General features: G+C 70.9%; 18 protein-coding genes and 1 pseudogene. 3 read left to right on the plus strand and 16 right to left on the minus strand.

Going from position 1 to position 16,639, the window contains the following annotated elements; all coding sequences use genetic code 11:
- Positions 1–2,655, plus strand: coding sequence for a phage tail tape measure protein (locus BM536_RS32065; RefSeq protein WP_094103801.1), 2,655 nt, complete (start codon positions 1–3; stop codon positions 2,653–2,655).
- Between the two features lie 58 nt (positions 2,656–2,713).
- Here BM536_RS32065 and BM536_RS32070 read toward each other — a convergent pair whose 3' ends face one another.
- Positions 2,714–2,947 (minus strand): GntR family transcriptional regulator, encoded by a 234-nt coding sequence (locus BM536_RS32070; protein WP_211362988.1) that lies wholly within the window; start codon positions 2,945–2,947, stop codon positions 2,714–2,716.
- 147 nt (positions 2,948–3,094) lie between these two features.
- On the opposite strand from BM536_RS32070, the gene BM536_RS32075 reads away from it, so the two are divergent.
- On the plus strand, positions 3,095–3,286 hold the full coding sequence (locus tag BM536_RS32075) for a hypothetical protein (protein ID WP_073493059.1): 192 nt from the start codon (positions 3,095–3,097) through the stop codon (positions 3,284–3,286).
- Between the two features lie 358 nt (positions 3,287–3,644).
- Here BM536_RS32075 and BM536_RS32085 read toward each other — a convergent pair whose 3' ends face one another.
- The 7 genes from BM536_RS32085 to BM536_RS32110 form a co-directional block, all read right to left on the minus strand.
- Positions 3,645–4,028: a hypothetical protein gene (locus BM536_RS32085; RefSeq protein ID WP_073493003.1), complete on the minus strand. Its 384-nt coding sequence runs from the start codon at positions 4,026–4,028 to the stop codon at positions 3,645–3,647.
- A 29-nt stretch (positions 4,029–4,057) separates the two neighbouring features.
- The gene (locus BM536_RS32090; protein WP_073493001.1) at positions 4,058–4,582 is read right to left on the minus strand and encodes a hypothetical protein; all 525 of its coding nucleotides are present in this window, start codon (positions 4,580–4,582) and stop codon (positions 4,058–4,060) included.
- Between the two features lie 7 nt (positions 4,583–4,589).
- Positions 4,590–4,733, minus strand: a complete 144-nt coding sequence (locus tag BM536_RS41460; protein WP_170109973.1) for a hypothetical protein — start codon at positions 4,731–4,733, stop codon at positions 4,590–4,592.
- Positions 4,730–5,521 (minus strand): hypothetical protein, encoded by a 792-nt coding sequence (locus BM536_RS32095; RefSeq protein WP_073492999.1) that lies wholly within the window; start codon positions 5,519–5,521, stop codon positions 4,730–4,732. Before BM536_RS32095 ends, BM536_RS41460 begins: the two co-directional genes overlap by 4 nt.
- On the minus strand, positions 5,518–5,817 hold the full coding sequence (locus BM536_RS32100) for an HNH endonuclease (RefSeq protein ID WP_094103802.1): 300 nt from the start codon (positions 5,815–5,817) through the stop codon (positions 5,518–5,520). Before BM536_RS32100 ends, BM536_RS32095 begins: the two co-directional genes overlap by 4 nt.
- A complete protein-coding gene (locus BM536_RS32105; protein WP_073492997.1) occupies positions 5,814–6,173 on the minus strand; it encodes a DUF6907 domain-containing protein in 360 nt (119 codons plus the stop codon). Before BM536_RS32105 ends, BM536_RS32100 begins: the two co-directional genes overlap by 4 nt.
- A gap of 378 nt (positions 6,174–6,551) precedes the next feature.
- Positions 6,552–6,818 (minus strand): GlsB/YeaQ/YmgE family stress response membrane protein, encoded by a 267-nt coding sequence (locus tag BM536_RS32110; protein ID WP_073492995.1) that lies wholly within the window; start codon positions 6,816–6,818, stop codon positions 6,552–6,554.
- A 166-nt stretch (positions 6,819–6,984) separates the two neighbouring features.
- Between BM536_RS32110 and BM536_RS32115 the strand changes: the two genes are divergently transcribed.
- Positions 6,985–8,235: an APC family permease gene (locus BM536_RS32115; RefSeq protein WP_073492993.1), complete on the plus strand. Its 1,251-nt coding sequence runs from the start codon at positions 6,985–6,987 to the stop codon at positions 8,233–8,235.
- A 228-nt stretch (positions 8,236–8,463) separates the two neighbouring features.
- Here the strand turns inward: BM536_RS32115 and BM536_RS32120 are convergent, their stop codons facing one another.
- From BM536_RS32120 to BM536_RS32155, 8 genes and pseudogenes are all read right to left on the minus strand, one after another.
- Entirely contained in the window at positions 8,464–8,856 is a 393-nt protein-coding gene (locus BM536_RS32120; RefSeq protein WP_073492991.1) for a YccF domain-containing protein, read from the minus strand.
- Positions 8,853–9,713 carry a zinc metalloprotease HtpX gene (htpX, locus tag BM536_RS32125; RefSeq protein ID WP_073492989.1) on the minus strand — a complete coding sequence of 287 codons (861 nt, stop codon included), beginning with the start codon at positions 9,711–9,713 and terminating at the stop codon, positions 8,853–8,855. Before htpX ends, BM536_RS32120 begins: the two co-directional genes overlap by 4 nt.
- Before the next feature lie 183 nt (positions 9,714–9,896).
- Positions 9,897–11,413 (minus strand): annotated as a pseudogene (locus BM536_RS32130) (NADH-quinone oxidoreductase subunit N).
- Complete coding sequence (locus BM536_RS32135) at positions 11,410–12,984, minus strand: complex I subunit 4 family protein (protein ID WP_094103803.1); 1,575 nt, start codon at positions 12,982–12,984, stop codon at positions 11,410–11,412. The pseudogene BM536_RS32130 and the gene BM536_RS32135 overlap by 4 nt, the downstream one beginning before the upstream one ends.
- Positions 12,985–12,990: 6 nt before the next feature.
- The gene (locus BM536_RS32140) at positions 12,991–14,985 is read right to left on the minus strand and encodes an NADH-quinone oxidoreductase subunit 5 family protein (RefSeq protein ID WP_094103804.1); all 1,995 of its coding nucleotides are present in this window, start codon (positions 14,983–14,985) and stop codon (positions 12,991–12,993) included.
- On the minus strand, positions 14,982–15,377 hold the full coding sequence (gene nuoK / locus BM536_RS32145) for an NADH-quinone oxidoreductase subunit NuoK (protein ID WP_073492987.1): 396 nt from the start codon (positions 15,375–15,377) through the stop codon (positions 14,982–14,984). The genes BM536_RS32140 and nuoK overlap by 4 nt, the downstream gene beginning before the upstream one ends.
- Positions 15,377–16,015, minus strand: a complete 639-nt coding sequence (locus tag BM536_RS32150; protein ID WP_073492985.1) for an NADH-quinone oxidoreductase subunit J family protein — start codon at positions 16,013–16,015, stop codon at positions 15,377–15,379. Before BM536_RS32150 ends, nuoK begins: the two co-directional genes overlap by 1 nt.
- Entirely contained in the window at positions 16,012–16,551 is a 540-nt protein-coding gene (locus tag BM536_RS32155) for a 4Fe-4S binding protein (RefSeq protein ID WP_073493054.1), read from the minus strand. Before BM536_RS32155 ends, BM536_RS32150 begins: the two co-directional genes overlap by 4 nt.
- Between the last annotated feature and the right edge of the window lie 88 nt (positions 16,552–16,639).

Raw genomic sequence — 16,639 nt, forward strand, 5'->3', positions numbered from 1 at the left:
ATGGCCCTGACCGTCGGCGAACTCAACGGCATCATCACCATCGATGCCCGTGGCATCGACCCCGGTCTGCGCCGTGCCGAGCAGGCCATGCGCCAGTCCGGGCGGAGCATGGGCGACGACGCCGACCGCGCGGGCGAGACCGCCGGCCGCAACCTCGGCGAGGGCGTACAGACCGGGCTCCTCGCCCGCATGCGCAGCGCCCTGTCCCGCTTCCGTAGCGCAGGCCAGGCCGCGGGCGAGGAAGTCGGGGAGGGTGTCGCCCGCGGAGCCAGCAACAGCCTGCGCACCGCCAGCGGCAGACTCGCCGACGCAGGCCGTGACGCAGGCGAGGACGCAGGCGACGCCCTCGGCGACGGGCTCAACGACCAGGCCAGCGCGGGCGCCGGTGATGCCGTGGGAGGCGTGAAGGGCAAGCTGGCCACACTGGGCCCGGCCGCCCTCGCGCTCGGCGCCGCCGCAGGTGCCGCGCTGATCGGCGCGTTCGGCGAGGCCATGGAGCAGGGCAAGATCACGGCCAAGCTCGGTGCGCAGCTCGGCGCGACCGGCGCGCAGGCGGAGCGGTACGGGAAGATCGCGGGGCAGCTCTTCACCGACGCGGTCGTGGACGACTTCCAGGCCGGCGCCGACACGATCCGGGCCATCGCCTCGTCCGGACTCATCCCGCCGGGCGCGACGAACGCGCAGATCAAGTCCATCGCCACGAACGCGGCGGACCTCGCCGACCTCCTCGGCGTGGACGTGTCGCAGGCCGCGAACGCCGCGGGCACGATGATCCGCAACGGCCTGGTGAAGAACAGCAAGCAGGCGTTCGATCTGCTGGTGAAGGGCTCGCGCGGGCTCGGCGCTGCCTCCGAAGACCTGCTGGAGACGTTCACCGAGTACGGGCCCGTGTTCAAGGCGGCCGGCCTGTCCGGGCAGACCGCGATGGGCCTGATCCGGCAGGCCGTCACGAAGGGCTGGGGCAAGGACACCGACAAGATCGGCGACGCGTTCAAGGAACTGAACCTGCGGGTCACCTCCGGGGCCAAGTCCTCGTCCGACGCGCTCAAGTCGCTGGGCCTTGACTCCCAGAAGCTCGCCGACGACATGTCCGCCGGCGGGACCCGCGGCGAGAAGGCCATGGATACCGTCCTCGACGCGATCCGCAAGGTCGGGCCCGACTCGCAGACCGCGAAGGTCGCCGTGCAGGACCTGTTCGGCGGGCCCGGCGAGGACCTCGGTGCGGCTCTGTTCGCCCTGGACGTCGACAAGGCGTCCGAGGCGATGGGCGGCACGGCCGGGGCCGCCGACAAGCTCGGCAACGCGATGCGGGACAACGCGGGCACGAAGGTGACGCAGTTCCAACGGCGCATCCAACAGGGCGTGGTCGACTTCCTGGGGACGAAGGTCATCCCCGGGATGGAGACGTTCCGGAAGTACGTCGGCACGAAGTTCGCGGGCGTCTGGGAGGAGGCCGGGAAGGACGGCGAGAAGGGCGCGGACCGCGTGGCGAACGTCGCCCTCCTGATCGGTCAGAAGCTGGTGGAGAAGATCGTGGAGGTCACGCCGAAGGTGCTGTCCGCGGTCGCCGGGCTCGGCGGGAAGATCGCCGAGTACGTGATGAAGAACCCGATGCAGGTCTTCAAGATCGCGGCCATCGCCGGGGCTATGCTCACCGCCCTCGTGGCCCTGCCCGCGCTGGTCGCGGCGGGTATCAGCGCGGTCGCCATCTCCATCATGGTCGGCTTCGTCGGCAAGCTCATCAGCGCCACGAAGACGAACGTCCCCAAGTGGTGGAACAGCTTCACCGGCTGGGTGTCGAAGAAGGCAGGCGAGGCGGGCTCGTGGCTGGCCGTCCTCGGAACGGCGATCGGCCGATGGTTCGGCAACCTGTGGTCGAAGTACGTGACGCAGCCCGTGAGCCGCACGTGGAACTCGTGGCTCACGTCCGTCCGAGGCCTACCGGGCCGGACGACGGCGGCCCTGTCGCGGCTGGGCTCGCAGCTGGGCTCGACGGCGGGGCAGGCGTGGCAGCGGTTCAAGGACGCCGGCGTGCGCAAGACGGGCGAGATCATCTCGTACGTCCGGGGCATCCCCGGCCGCGCCCGGTCGGCGCTCGGTGGTCTCGGTGGCTACCTGTTCAACGCGGGCATGTCGCTGATCGGGGGGTTCATCAACGGCATCCGCGCGAAGATCGGCGACGTGCGGCGTGCGGCCTCAGCCGTGCTGTCCGCGGCCCGCGACTACTTCCCGTTCTCCCCGGCGAAGCGAGGCCCGTTCTCGGGGCGCGGGTACACCACGTACTCCGGTCGGGCACTGATCCAGGGGTTCGGGAAGGGTATCGACGGTGAGGCGTCGACGCTGCGGAAGCGGATGCACACGCTGATTGCCAGTCTGCCGCGGCTGGACGTCGAGAGGCAGGTGGCGGTGCGGCCGTCGATGGCCAGCCTGGTCGAGACGCCGCCCCCGGCGGGCGCCGGTGGCTACGGCGGAGGTTCCGGGCGTCAGCGCCCGTCGGTGACTGTCCTGGAGCTGCGCTCATCAGGCAGTGGCCTCGACAACTTCTTGATCGATCGGCTCCGTGCAGGCATTCACAAGAAGGGCGGAGGCGACGCGCAGTTCGTCCTTAGCGGCAACAATCCCGCGATGAGGTGGACAACCCGGGTGCGCAGATGAAGGAACGAGAGAAGCTCGACAAAGGTTGAGGTCTGAGGGGCGTCCGGTCGGGCGCCCCTCACCGCTGCTCGGCGACGAAACTGCCCAGCCCCGGCTCGGTGTAGATCAGCCCGTCCTCGCGCAGCCCGGCATGCACCTTCTGCGCGGTGGCCTGCGCGATGCCGAACTCCGTGGACAGCTGGATGACCGACGGCACGCGCGTGCGCGGCGGATAGGTGCCGTCGGCGATCCGTTGCCGGATCACGTCCGCGACCTGGCGCCAGCGGGGCACATCGGGTGCGAATTCGATCATGCGATCAAGCTGACACGCGATGGTGTACCACGCGAGCGGTCGCATACCTAGCACGCCATAGCATACTGCCTCTACGCTGCACGGATACGACAGAGCCCCCGCGACCTGGCCGGGTCCGGGGGCATGGACGACTGGTGTGGAGTCGACATGCAGCAGCGTACGCAGCCCGACCAGGACCCGACCATCCCCCCGACCGTGGGTATCGCCTGGTGCGCGTGGCACGAGGCGTACAGCAACACCGCCCGCCCCGTCCGGGACAGCAGTGGCGCCCGACTGTTCGCCTGCTACTCGTGCAGGGAGGCCTACGACCTCCCGCTGATCGCGGACGACCAGCAGTGAAGTGCGAGCTGCCCGACGCGGGCGACCTGCCGCGGCGCCAGTACTCCGGCTGGGCGTGCGTGTGGTGTGGCGCATCCTTGCGGGAGGGCGGGAAGTCGGCCGGCATCGCCCGCGGCCGTATAGGTGCCCACCGGCTCGACGTTGAGGTGTACGAGTGCCTCCCCGGCCGCGGGTGCGGCGATGAACCCCGGGCCGCCGCAGCTCCCCAGGCATAGGCGGTCCGGACAGGAAGCGACCCCCGAGGGCTGGAGCCTTCGGGGGTCGCTTCACGTGCGAGTGGGCTACTGGTGCGGGCAGTTCTGGACCCACCAGCCGCATGACGGACAGTAGTCGTAGGCCAGGGCCAGGAGACGACGGATCATCGGGAATGCACCTCCCCCGACTCGTCGACGTACTCGATTTCGGGGAAGATCGTCATCCCCTCCCCCGGCCCCTTCCGCACTTCGCGGACGCGTCCGCTCTCACGTGCATAGGAGTCGACGAGGGGGGCCGTGGAGCGCGGTGGGGGAGGGGCGGACCAATCGGACATCTGCCATGCGCCGACCGCCCACACGAGCGGCACGGCGTAGATCCCGCCGGGGACCCGCTGGAGCAGCGCCCCGTAGAAGACGACCACGAGGAGTGACAGCAGGAGGCGGCGCAGGATCACGCCGAGACGGACGAGGCCGGACTCCTGCTTGTGGCTGGCGCCGGACAGCCACCGCCCCCAGGCCTCCATCTGGTGCCACGTCCCGCGGCTCATGCGGCGGCCCGCGTTGGCCGCTTCCGCCTTCACAGCAGGCCTGCCACGAGGTCACCGAGGGTGGAGACGACCGGGGCGAGGACGACGCCGGCCACGCCTGCCACGCTCTTGGCCAGGCCCAGGCTGATCCCGGCGACGGTCGGCCGTACGAAGTCCCATCGCCAGCCGCGACGGGACGCCACGGCGACCAGCACGACCGTGGCGAGAATGACGACCGCGTGGCCGCCCGGGGTGAGGACGAGGTGGGCGGTGCGGGTGACGTTCGGTGCGGTGCCGCCGACGCCGTAGACGAGGAGGCCCTCGCCGATGTGGTTGGTGCCCCACAGGGACCAGTCCGCTGCGGCGCCGAGGAGCCCGCCGGCCGACAGGATCAGAAGGGTGCCGTAGGACAGGCACAGCAGCGTCGGGGCGAGCTTGCGCAGGGACTTGAGGCTGAGCCGCTTCTTCGGGTGGTCGGCCCACCAGCGGGAGGCGTCCCACAGGAACAGGCCGAGGCCGACGACGACGCCGCCAAGGGTCACGATGCTGTACGTCGGGATGTCGAGCGGAGTCATTGTGGTCCTATCGGACGATGGCCGCGGCGAGGGCGGCGCAGGTGACGATGAACGCGACGGTCCCGGTGATGCGGGGGACGTCGTGGAGCGCGAGGGCGCACAGCCCGGCGAGGGCGACCAGGGCGGAGCCTGCGAAGAACACGGCGATCACGTGGCGTCTCGTGCGGTGCGCAGGAGTCGCCGGCCGTATCCGTCGGAGACGCCGAGCCTGGTTCCGATCTCGGTTCCGGTGAGTTCCGGTTCGGAGTAGAGCCAGGTGCGGACCAGGGCGACGCGGGCCTCGAACGTGGTGTTGCCGGTGTCCTCGGAGGCGATGTCTTCGGCGCCGGTTCCGGTGGGCGGAACTAGGGCGGTACTCGGTTCCGGTGCCGGTTCCGGCATGGGCCCGGTGATCACTTCACGGACGTCCGTAAAGTGATCGAGCAGCAGGTCACGGCTGGTTCCGGTGCCGGTTCCGCTGGTTCCGCCCGCGAGTTCCGCCACAGGCTGCCAGGGGCCGAGGACAGGCCCGACCGGGGCCGCGTCGACGGGCTCCGGGGCACGCTCCACGGTGATCGGTTCCGCTGGTTCCGGCGCCGGTTCCGCCACGGCCAGGACCGGTTCCGCCGCGCGTTCCGGCTGGTGCTCGGAGAGCCGGTGGACGCGCCACAGGACGAGCGGGGCGACCGCTGACACGGCGACGACCAGGGGCACGCTCACGGGCAGCAGGCCGACCGCGACGAGGTGGCTGGCCGCGTTCACGGCGATCAGGGTGACGACGACCGCGAGGACGTCTCGGCGGGCTCGGAGCGCGGCGAGGGCGTACACGTCGAGGGCGGCCGGGACGCCGGCGGCGACGTACTGGCCGAAGCCGCACGCGACCGCGAGTTCGTACTCGGCGGAGGCGAGGACGACGAGGACCGCGGCAAGCGCAGCCCACAGCAAGGGGTCGCGCTTCACGCCGCCACCTCCAGCTGCTCGCGGGTCAGCCAGGGCCGCAGGATGAGCAGCAGCCCGAGCGGCAGCGTGTCGCCCTTGGCGTTGTTGCATGGCTGGCAGGCCACGACGAGGTTGAAGACCACGTTCGCCTGCCACAGCGCGTACGGGAGGTAGTGGTCGAACGTGCCCTCGGTGGCCGGGTCGGTGAAGCGGAGACGGCAGTAGAAGCAGCGGTTCCCCTGCTGGCGGGCGATGCGGACGCGCTTGCGGCGGCCCTTGGCGCCCCGCATGTGGCCGACGCGCTGGCGGGCGCTCACTGGCCACCCCCAGCGAGGAACGCCTCGTGCTGGTCGGCGAAGTCGCGGAGCTGATCGGCCGCGGAGTCGAGTGCCGCAGCCAGGTCGTACAGGCCGGCGGCGTCGAGCGTCGCGGTGAAGTTGGTGTGCTCGATGTACGCGCGGGTGTCGCGGCTGGCCTTCCTGGCCATCGGGGTCTGCGCGAGCATCACGCGGAACAGCGCGGCTCCGTTGAAGGTGAGCCGGTGCTCGGGTCCGTAGTGGGTGATGTCGCTGCGGTGCTGGGCGTGCTCGTGCGGGTCGACGCACCAGTCGGGCTCTTCGACTTCGAGCCGGTAGGTGCGGAGCACGTGCACGCTGACGGTACGGTCTGGCATGGGTCTGACTCCTTGATGCGAAGGGGTTCGGATCAAGGCGCCGTTCGGTGGTAGGACACCGGGCGGCGCCGCTCTGTCTGCGCGAGGCAGACGAGCGGAGTCGGAGGACCACGAGAGGGCACACCCAGGGCACAAGCCCCTGGATGACAGTGCGCAACGTTGGCAAACACTGTCAGTAGTTTCGGCACGTCAACCCCCCTTTCGGGGTTCACGTGCAGGTCAGGCAATCAAGCGGGCGGTACGTGAACTACCGGTAGCACCTGACTCTTCCAGGACGGACTCCCTCAAGACCCGGCAGCGTGGCGGGAAGGGGCGGGGCACCGCGGCAGCGGTGCCCCTTCCCGCCTGCCCGGCCCGGCCCGGACGAGAGGCCCGGGGTCAGTCTCGTGAATTGCCGAACAGGATGCGGTAAGCGATCAGCAGCACCAGCGATCCGCCGATCGCCGCCGCCCAGGTGGCACCGTCGTAGAAGTCCTTGGTGACGGGGTGGTCCAGCCACCGGGCCGATATCCAGCCGCCGATGAACGCGCCCGCCACGCCGATGACGGTGGTGCCGATGAAGCCGCCCGGGTCCCGGCCCGGCAGCAGTACCTTGGCGATGACCCCGGCCAACAGCCCCAGAATGATCCAACTGACGATGCTCATGTCCTGACCCTGCCCTTCCGCGCTGTGCCCGCACCGTCCCGGTGCTGTGATCCTGCTGCGGACGGGCTGTGCGTCCGCACGTCGTCCACGGACCGTTCGTGCTGTGTTGCCGGGGACGACGCCCCGGCGGCGCCCAGTGGTTCCCCGGCTCAGTAGGGTGCGGCCCATGGCACAGTCCGGATCGGCCGCCGAACTGCGGCGCACCCTGGGTGTCGGGGACGCCGTGGTCGTCGGGCTCGGCTCGATGGTCGGCGCCGGCATCTTCGCCGCCCTCGCGCCCGCCGCACGTGCCGCCGGCTCCGGACTGCTGCTCGGACTCGCGCTCGCCGCAGTGATCGCCTACTGCAACGCCATGTCGTCGGCCCGCCTGGCCGCGCTGTATCCGGCCTCGGGCGGCACCTATGTGTACGGACGCGAACGGCTCGGCCCCTTCTGGGGGTATCTCGCGGGCTGGTCCTTCGTGGTCGGCAAGACGGCCTCCTGTGCGGCGATGGCGCTGACGGTCGGGGCGTACGTCTGGCCGGGGCAGGCGCACGCGGTGGCGGTCGCGGCCGTGGTGGCGCTGACCGCGGTGAACTACGGCGGCGTCCACAAGTCGGCCTGGCTGACGCGGCTGATCGTGGCGGTGGTCCTGGCGGTCCTCGCTTGCGTGGTCGTCGTGTGCCTGGGCTCCGGTGAGTCCGACGCCGGGCGGCTCGACATCGGGACGTCCGCAGGCCTCGGCGGTGTGCTGGAGGCCGCCGGCCTGCTGTTCTTCGCCTTCGCGGGATACGCGCGCATCGCGACCCTCGGCGAGGAGGTGCGGGATCCGGCGCGCACCATCCCGCGGGCGATCCCGCTCGCGCTCGGTATCGCGCTGGTCGTGTACGTGTGTGTGGCGGTCGCCGTCCTTTCCGTACTGGGGGCGGGGAGTCTCGGGCGCGCTGCCGCGCCGCTGGCGGACGCGGTGCGCGCCGCGGGTGTGCCGGAACTGGTGCCGGTGGTCCGGGTCGGGGCAGCCGTGGCCGCGCTGGGTTCGCTGTTGGCCCTGATCCTGGGCGTCTCGCGGACGACGCTGGCCATGGCACGGGACCGTCATCTGCCCCGCGGGCTGTCGGCCGTGCATCCGCGCTTCCAGGTGCCGCACCGAGCCGAGCTGGCCGTGGGTGCGGTGGTCGCGGTCCTCGCCGCCACGGTGGACGTGCGCGGGGCGATCGGTTTCTCCTCCTTCGGGGTGCTGGCGTACTACGCGGTGGCCAACGCCTCGGCGTGGACCCTGGATGCCGCGCCGCTCAAGCGGGCTGTGCCGATGGTGGGCCTCCTCGGCTGCCTGGTCCTGGCTTTCGCGCTGCCGGGGACGTCGGTGGTCACGGGGGCGGGTGTGCTGGCGGTGGGCGTGATCGCGTACGGGGTGCGGGCGCGGATGGGTGCGGGGTGAAGGGCGGGGCGAGGATAGGGACGTAGGCCCGTTACGCGGTCGGTGCCTGTGCTCGCCCGGATATGCGGGACACCGGGCGCGGTCGGGCCTGGGCCCGTGGTCCGGTCGGTGGTGTCGTCGCCTGTTCGTTCTCGCTCATGCAATTCATGGTGCGGGCTGCCACTGACATCCGGGTCGGCCTGTGGACAACCGGCGGGCTGTGGACAACTCAGGTCCGCTCGCGGTGACTCAGCGCCCGGCGAACGGCTGGTCCGTGGGCACGATGTCGCGCCCCAGCGGAAGCAGTGAGACCGGGATCAGCTTGAAGTTGGCGATGCCGAACGGGATGCCGATGATCGTGAGACACAGGGCGACGCCGGTGACGATGTGTGCGAGGGCCAGCCACCAGCCGGCGAGGACCAGCCACAGGACGTTGCCGACACAGGACGGCGCTCCCGCGTCGCGGCGCTCGACGGTCGTGTAGCCGAAGGGCCAGAGGGCGTAGACGCCGATACGGAATGCGGCGATGCCGAACGGGATGCCGATGATCGTGACGCACAGCAGCAGGCCCGCGAACACGTAGCCGAGGAACAGCCAGAAGCCGCTGAGGATGAGCCATATGACGTTCAGAATGGTCTTCACTGGTGGCCTGCCATCTTCTCGAGACGGGCGATGCGCTCCGCCATCGGCGGGTGCGTCGAGAACATCTTGGAGAGGCCCTGGCCCGGGCGGAACGGGTTCGCGATCATCATGTGGCTCGCGGTCTCGATACGGGGCTCGGGCGGCAGCGGGAGTTGCTTGGTGCCCAGTTCGAGCTTGCGCAGGGCACCGGCGAGGGCCAGGGGGTCGCCGGTGAGCTGGGCTCCTGAGGCGTCGGCCTCGTACTCGCGGGAGCGGCTGATGGCCAGTTGGATGAGGCTGGCGGCGAGCGGGCCGAGGATCATGATCAGCAGCATGCCTAGGATGCCGGGGCCGTCGTCGTCGTTGGACCGCCCGACGGGAATCAGCCAGGCGAAGTTGACCAGGAACATGATCACGGAGGCGAGCGCGCCGGCGACCGAGGAGATGAGGATGTCGCGGTTGTAGACATGGCTCAGCTCGTGGCCGATGACGCCGCGCAGTTCGCGCTCGTCCAGGAGTCGCAGGATGCCCTCCGTGCAGCACACGGCGGCGTTGCGCGGATTGCGGCCGGTGGCGAAGGCGTTGGGTGCCTCGGTCGGGGAGATGTACAGGCGGGGCATGGGCTGACGGGCCTGGGTGGAGAGCTCGCGGACCATGCGGTACAGGCCGGGCGCCTCGAACTCGCTCACGGGGCGGGCGCGCATGGCGCGCAGGGCCAGCTTGCCGCTGTTCCAGTACGCGTACGCGTTGGTGGCGAGCGCGATCAGCACCGCGACGACGAGCCCCGTACGGCCGAAGAAGCTGCCGATGACGATGATGAGTGCGGACAGTCCCCCGAGGAGTACTGCGGTCCTGAGCCCGTTGTGCCGGCGGTGCACGGTACGCCCTCCTGGTCGTGCGGCAGGGGAACCCTTCGCTTGCTGATCTTCTCTTCCGATCTGCGGTCGCACTGGTGTCGTGGTGCCACCTCCAGTGGAACCTCCCGTTTTGGACAACGCCAGACGAGAGCCCCTGGTTCCCTGGTGCTCCCGGCGGCGGGCGTGGACCGTCCGGGTGACCGCTCAGAAGAGGGTGGTGCCGGCGAAGCGCAGGACCAGCTGCGGGGCGCCGGAGAGGGCGACGCCGAGGACTGCGGTGAGGGTGAGGGCGACCGTGAGGGGCGCGGGGACGGGGTGCTTGCCGGTCGTGCCCTCGGGGGCGCGGAACAGCAGGGCCGTCCACTGGAGGTAGTAGTACAGGGCGATCACGACGTTGGCTGCCATGACGACGGCGAGCCAGCCGAGGCCGGCTTCGACGGCGGCCGAGAAGACGGTGACCTTGGCGAAGAGTCCGATGATGCCGGGCGGCAGTCCGGCGAGGCAGAGCAGGAAGAACGCCAGGAGCAGCGCGGAGAGCGGGTTCTTCGCGTACAGGCCCCGGTAGTCGGTGATGCGGTTCGCGGCGTGCGTGCGGCCCACCAGGGCGGCGACGGCGAAGGCGCCCAGGTTCACGGCGGCGTACATGAGGGCGTACGCGACGGTGGAGCCGACGGCGTGCTCGGGGTCGTCGGAGTACGCGGCGGCGGCGATCGGGACGAGGAGGTAGCCGGCCTGTCCGACGGAGGACCAGGCGAGCAGGCGTACGGCGCTGTACGCGCGCATGGCCTGTTGCCGGAGGGCGCCGACGTTGCCGACGGTCATGGTGAGGGCGGCCAGTGCCGCCAGGGCGGGGCCCCAGACGTCGGCGTACGACGGGAACGCGACGACCGTGACGAGGATGAGGCCGGAGAAGCCGACGGCCTTGCCGACGACGGACAGGTAGGCGGCGATGGGGAGGGGGGCGCGACGTAGGTGTCGGGGACCCAGAAGTGGAACGGGACGGCGGCCGTCTTGAAGGCGAAGCCGATGAGGGTGAGGACGACGCAGGTCTGGGCGAGGGTGTGCAGTTGTCCGTCGACGTCCTGGATGCGGTCGGCCACCTGGGTGAGGTACAGGGTGCCGGTCGCGGCGTAGACGAAGCTGATGCCCAGGAGGCTGACGGCGGTCGCGGTGACGGACGACAGGAAGAACTTCAGGGCGGCCTCGGAGGACCTGCGGTCGCCGTGCCGGATGCCGACGAGGGCGAAGGCGGGGAGGGAGGCGACCTCCAGGGCGACGACGAGGGTGGCGAGGTCGCGGGAGGCGGGCAGGAGGGCTGCGCCCGCGGCGGAGGACAGCAGCAGGAACCAGAACTCCCCTTCGGGGAGCCGTCCGCGCTCGTCCTTGAGGGCGGTGACCGACAGGAGGGCGGCCAGCAGTGCTCCTCCCAGCACCAGGAACTGGATGACCAGGGTGAAGGTGTCGGCCGTGTAGCTGCACACGCCTGGGTCGCCGGTCAGGCAGAAGGTGGAGCGGTCGCCGTCCAGGAGGGGCAGCAGGAGGGCCGTGGCGGCGGCGAGGCCCGCGACGGAGAGCCAGCCGAGGAGCGGCTTGCGGTTCTCCGGCACGAACAGGTCGGCGACGAGGACGACGAGCCCGACGACCGCCGTGAGGGTGGGCGGGGCGATGGCGAGCCAGTCGACTGACTGGACGACGGAGGGGGCGGCGGCGAGCCGGCTCATCGGTTGCCTCCTGCGAGGAGCTGCTGCACGGCCGGGTCGGTCAGGCCGAGGAGTGCCTTGGGCCAGAGGCCGGCGACGACGGTGAGGACGACGAGCGGTGTCCAGGCCGCGAACTCGTAGCCGCGGACGTCGGTGAGGCGTGCGCCGTCCCGCGGGACGGCGCCCATGCAGACGCGGCGGACCACGACGAGGAGGTAGGCGGCGGTCAGGAGCGTCCCGAACGCGGCGATCGCGGTGTAGGTGAGGAAGGCTGTGCGGTTGAGGCCGTCGGCGGGGTCGAACGCGCCGAACAGGGCCAGCATCTCGCCCCAGAATCCGGCGAGGCCGGGCAGGCCGAGCGAGGCGACCGCGGCGAAGGCGAGGAGGCCTCCGAGGCGGGGGGCCTTGCCGTAGAGGGCTGCCCCGGTCTCCTCCGCGAGGGTGTCGAGGTCGCTGGTGCCGGTGCGGTCCTTCAGGGCGCCGACCAGGAAGAACAGCAGGCCGGTGATGAGGCCGTGGGCGATGTTGGCGAAGAGGGCGCCGTTGACACCGGTCGGGGTGGTGGAGGCGATGCCGAGCAGGACGAAGCCCATGTGGCCGACGGAGGAGTAGGCGATCAGGCGCTTGAGGTCGCCCTTGGCGCCCTGTCTGGCGAGGGCGAGGCAGGCCAGGGAGCCGTAGATGATGCCGACGACGGCGAGGGCGGCGAGGTACGGCGCGAAGGTGTGGAAGCCGTCGGGCGCGACCGGGAGGACGATGCGGACGAACCCGTACGTGCCCATCTTCAGCAGGACGCCGGCGAGGAGGACCGAACCGACGGTCGGGGCGGCGGTGTGGGCGTCGGGCAACCAGCTGTGCAGGGGCCACATCGGGGTCTTCACGGCGAGCCCGACACCGATCGCCAGAACGGCGATGACCTGCACGGATGTGGACAGTGACCGGCCGTTGTCAGTGGCGAGTGCCACCATGTCGAAAGTGCCCGCCTTGATTCCGATCAGGAGCAGGCCGAGCAGCATGACCACGGATCCGAGCAGCGTGTACAGGATGAACTTCCAGGCCGCCCGGGTCCGGCCGGCGCCGCCCCAGCGGGCGATGAGGAAGTACATCGGGATGAGGACCATCTCGAAGGCGAGGAAGAACAGCAGCAGGTCGAGGACGGCGAAGGTGGCGAGGGTGCCGGCCTCGAGGACGAGCAGCAGTGCGACGAAGGCCTTCGGGCTGGGGCCCGCGGGCAGGTTGAAGTACGAGTAGACCGCGCACAGGAAGGTCAGCAGCGCGGTCAGGACCAGAAGGGGGAGGGAGATGCCGTCGATGCCGAGGTGGATGCGCACGTCGAGCGCGGGGATCCAGCTGATGTCGGTCGTGGCCTGCATCCTCGACGGCTGGTCGTGGTCGAAGCCGAGCGCGAGGACGATCGCGGCGATGAGGATCGCGCCGGTCACGACGACACCGTGCCGTAGGACGGCCTGCTCGGGTGACTTCCCCTTCAGTCCGGGCGGCGCGGGGAGAAGAGCGGCGGCCGCGCCGAGGAGCGGACCGGCCACGATCAATGCCAGAAGGAACTGCATCACGGACTCGCTGATATCGATCACGCGTGCTCACGCTCCCGTGGCGACGAGGAGGACGGCGACCACCAGGACGACGGTGCCGGCGAGCAGCGCGCTCACATAGGTCTGGACGTTGCCGGTCTGGGCTCGCCGTACGGCGGTGCCGAGCCAGCGGGGCAGGGTGCCCGCGCCGCGTACGTAGGTGTCGACGACCTCGCGGTCGAGGAACCGGACGAGGCTCGCTCCGGTCTGCACCGGGCGGACGAACAGCGTGGTGTAGACGGCGTCCAGGTGGAAGCCGGTGGCCGCGTGGCGGTGGAGCGGGCCGAGCAGGAGCCGTCCGGGGTCTGCGGGGTCTGGCGCCGAGGCCACGTCTCCGTAGGCGGGGGTGTGGGTCGCGATGGCCTCGGCCTCGACGAGTCCGGCGTCGCCCCCGGGGTGGGCGGCGACGGCGCCCAGCGGGGCACGGGCGGCGCGTGCGGTGGTGTGCCGCCAGGCGCTGTGGACGACCAGACCGCCGACGAGCGCCAGGCCGGTGCCGAGGACGGAGGTGGCGAGGGTGGGGGCGAGGTCACGGCCGTCGAACCAGTCGGGCAGCGAGCGGTAGGCGAACCCGCCGAGGGCGAGGGACGGGACCGCGAGCACCCACAGCACCACGGTCATCGTCAGTGGCTGCCGACCGTGGTCGGGGGTCTCGGCGCCACGGCCGCGGAAGGCGAGCAGCCACAGCCGGGTCGCGTAGGCGGCGGTGAGTACGGCGGTGAGCAGACCGGCGACGAGGACGATCCAGCCCGCCGCGGCGGGGGCGTGCTCGGTGTGGCCGGTGGAGACGTGCTCGGCGGCGCCGAGGACGGACTCCTTGGAGAAGAAGCCGCTGAACGGCGGGATCGCGGCGAGCGCGAGGAGGGCCACGGTCATCGTCCAGAAGGCGTCCGGCACGCGGTCCCGCAGGCCGCTCATGCGGGACATGGCGGCCAGCGAGTTGGTGCCGGCGGCGTGGATGATCACGCCGGCCGCAAGGAACAGCAGGGCCTTGAAGGCTCCGTGGGAGACGAGGTGGAAGACGGCGGCACCACGGTCGCCGACGGCGAGGGCACCGGTCATGTAGCCGAGTTGGCCGATCGTCGAGTAGGCCAGGACCCGCTTGATGTCGTCCTGGGCGAGCGCGGCGAGACCCGAGCCGGCCATGGTGACGGCGGCCATGACGGCGAGGACGACCATCGCGGCCTGGGAGGCCTCGAACACCGGGAGGAGACGGGCGACGAAGTAGACACCGGCGGCGACCATCGTCGCGGCGTGGATCAGTGCCGAGACGGGTGTCGGGCCCGCCATCGCGTCGGGGAGCCACGTGTGCAGCGGGAACTGCGCCGACTTGCCGGCCACGCCTGCCAGGAGCAGCAGGGCGATCAGTGTCGGGTGGTCGAGTCCGCCGTGCGCGACCGCGCCGAGGACCTTCGTGATCCGGAAGGAACCGGCGTCGGTGGCGAGGGCGAACAGGCCGATGAGGAAGGGGACGTCACCGAGCTTGGTGACGAGGAACGCCTTGATGGAGGCGGCGCGAGCCTCCGGGGTCTCCCAGTAGTGGCCGACCAGGAAGTAGGAGCAGATGCCCATCACTTCCCAGCCGACCAGCAGCACCATCAGGTCGCCCGAGTAGACGACGAGGAACATCGCGGAGGTGAACAGGGAGACGAGGGCCGCGTACGAGGGGTAGCGCGGGTCGTCGCGCAGGTAGCCCGTCGAGTAGACCTGCACACAGGTGGCGACGAGGCCGACCACGAGGGCGACGAGGGCGGCGAATCCGTCGATGTGCAGGGCGAGTTCGACCGGGACGGAACCGGTGGGCGTCAGCTCGGTGGCCGCGTCGACCGCCGCGTCCCCGCCCTGGCGTACGGCGACGATCGCGGCCAGTACGAGGGAGGCGAGGGTCGGCAGGACGGCCAGCGGGCGGACGAAACCGGGGGCGGTGCGGCCGAGGAGCAGGCCGGTTACGGCGCCGAGGAACGGAAGGAGGGGGACGAGGACGGCGAGGGTGGTCGTGGTCACGCGGTGGCCTCAGCCTTCTCGGCCGCGGGGGCGGTGTCGTCGTCGGCGGGCTCGTCGCTCGGGGCGCTCTCGTGGCCCTCGGCGGTGTCGCGGAGTCTGTCGATGTCCGCGGTGCCGCGGTTGCGGTGGACGGCGAGGACGATCGCCAGGCCGATGCCGATCTCGGCGGCGGCGATGGCGATGGTGAACAGGGTCAGGGCCTGGCCGGAGTGCAGGGTCTCCTCGGCGGTCCGGCTGAGCCAGACGTCGAAGGCGACGAGGTTGAGGTTGACGGCGTTGAGCATCAGCTCGACCGACATCAGGACCAGGATCGCGTTGCGGCGGGCGAGGACGCCGTACAGGCCGGTGCAGAAGAGGAGGGCGGACAGCACGGCGGGATAGGCGAGGTGCATCAGCCGGCGCCTTCCTGCTCGGCCGGATTTTTCCGGGCATCCGGGACGGATGGGGAACTCTCGCCGGTGGCTCGGGAGTTCAGAGGGGGAGAGCTTCGCTCCGCCTTCCCCTTGCGGGACAGGACGATCGCGCCGACCAGGGCCGCGAGGAGCAGGACGGAGAGGGCCTCGAAGGGGAGCACCCAGTTCTGGAACAGGCTCGCGCCGGTGGCCTCGGTGGAGCCGGCGGCCGGGCCGTCGAGGTCGATCCAGGTGGCGCGGAAGGCGTCGACGACCACCCAGACGAGGGCGGCCGCGGCGGCGACGGCGACCGTGAGGGCGGCCCAGCGGTTGGCGGAGTCCGCGTCCGGGGAGCGGCCGATGGGTGCCCTGGTGAGCATCAGACCGAAGAGGAGGAGGACGACGACGGAGCCCACGTAGATCAGCACCTGCACCCAGGCGATGAACTCCGCGGTGAGCAGGAGGTACTCGACGGCGAGGCCGCCGAGCGCCACCACCAGCCAGAGAGCGGCGTGCACCAGCTGCTTGGTGGTGACGGAGACGAGGGCGGCGCCGAAGGTCACCAGGCCGACGAGGAGGAAGGCGATCTCCACGCCGGTCGGGGAGAGGAAGCCGTGGGGTGCCTGAGCGAGGATCACGCCTGGCCTCCCTGGGGGTTGTCCGGTCCGGCCGGGGTGGCCTCGGTGGCCGACGCGGACTGAGCGGCTTGGGTGGCGGCCAGCTTCTCGGCCGTCCTGCGGGCGGCGGTGATCTCCTTCGGTTCCTCCGCGCCGGGGTCCAGGGCAGGCGGGGCCGGCACCGTCCACATCCACTCGCGGAGCTTGTCCCGCTCGTGGGTGAGTTCGTGGATGTCGGTCTCGGCGTACTCGAACTCCGGGGACCAGAACAGGGCGTCGAAAGGACAGACCTCGATGCAGATACCGCAGTACATGCACAGGGCGAAGTCGATGGCGAAGCGGTCGAGGACGTTGCGGCTGCGTTCGCGGCCGCCGGGGGTGGCCGCCGGGATCGTCTCCTTGTGGGAGTCGATGTAGATGCACCAGTCCGGGCACTCCCGGGCGCACAGCATGCAGACCGTGCAGTTCTCCTCGAAGAGGCCGATCACTCCGCGGGTGCGGGGGGCGAGGTCGGGCTGGGTGTCCGGGTACTGCTCGGTGACGGTCTTCCGCGTCATCGTGCGGAGGGTGACGGCCAGGCCCTTGGCGAGGCCGGAGCCAGGAATCGACAGGCGGGGCCGCCCGGAGGACGTCGTTGCGGGGCGG

This window comes from Streptomyces phaeoluteigriseus (assembly GCF_001896135.2).
Lineage (GTDB): Bacteria > Actinomycetota > Actinomycetes > Streptomycetales > Streptomycetaceae > Streptomyces > Streptomyces phaeoluteigriseus.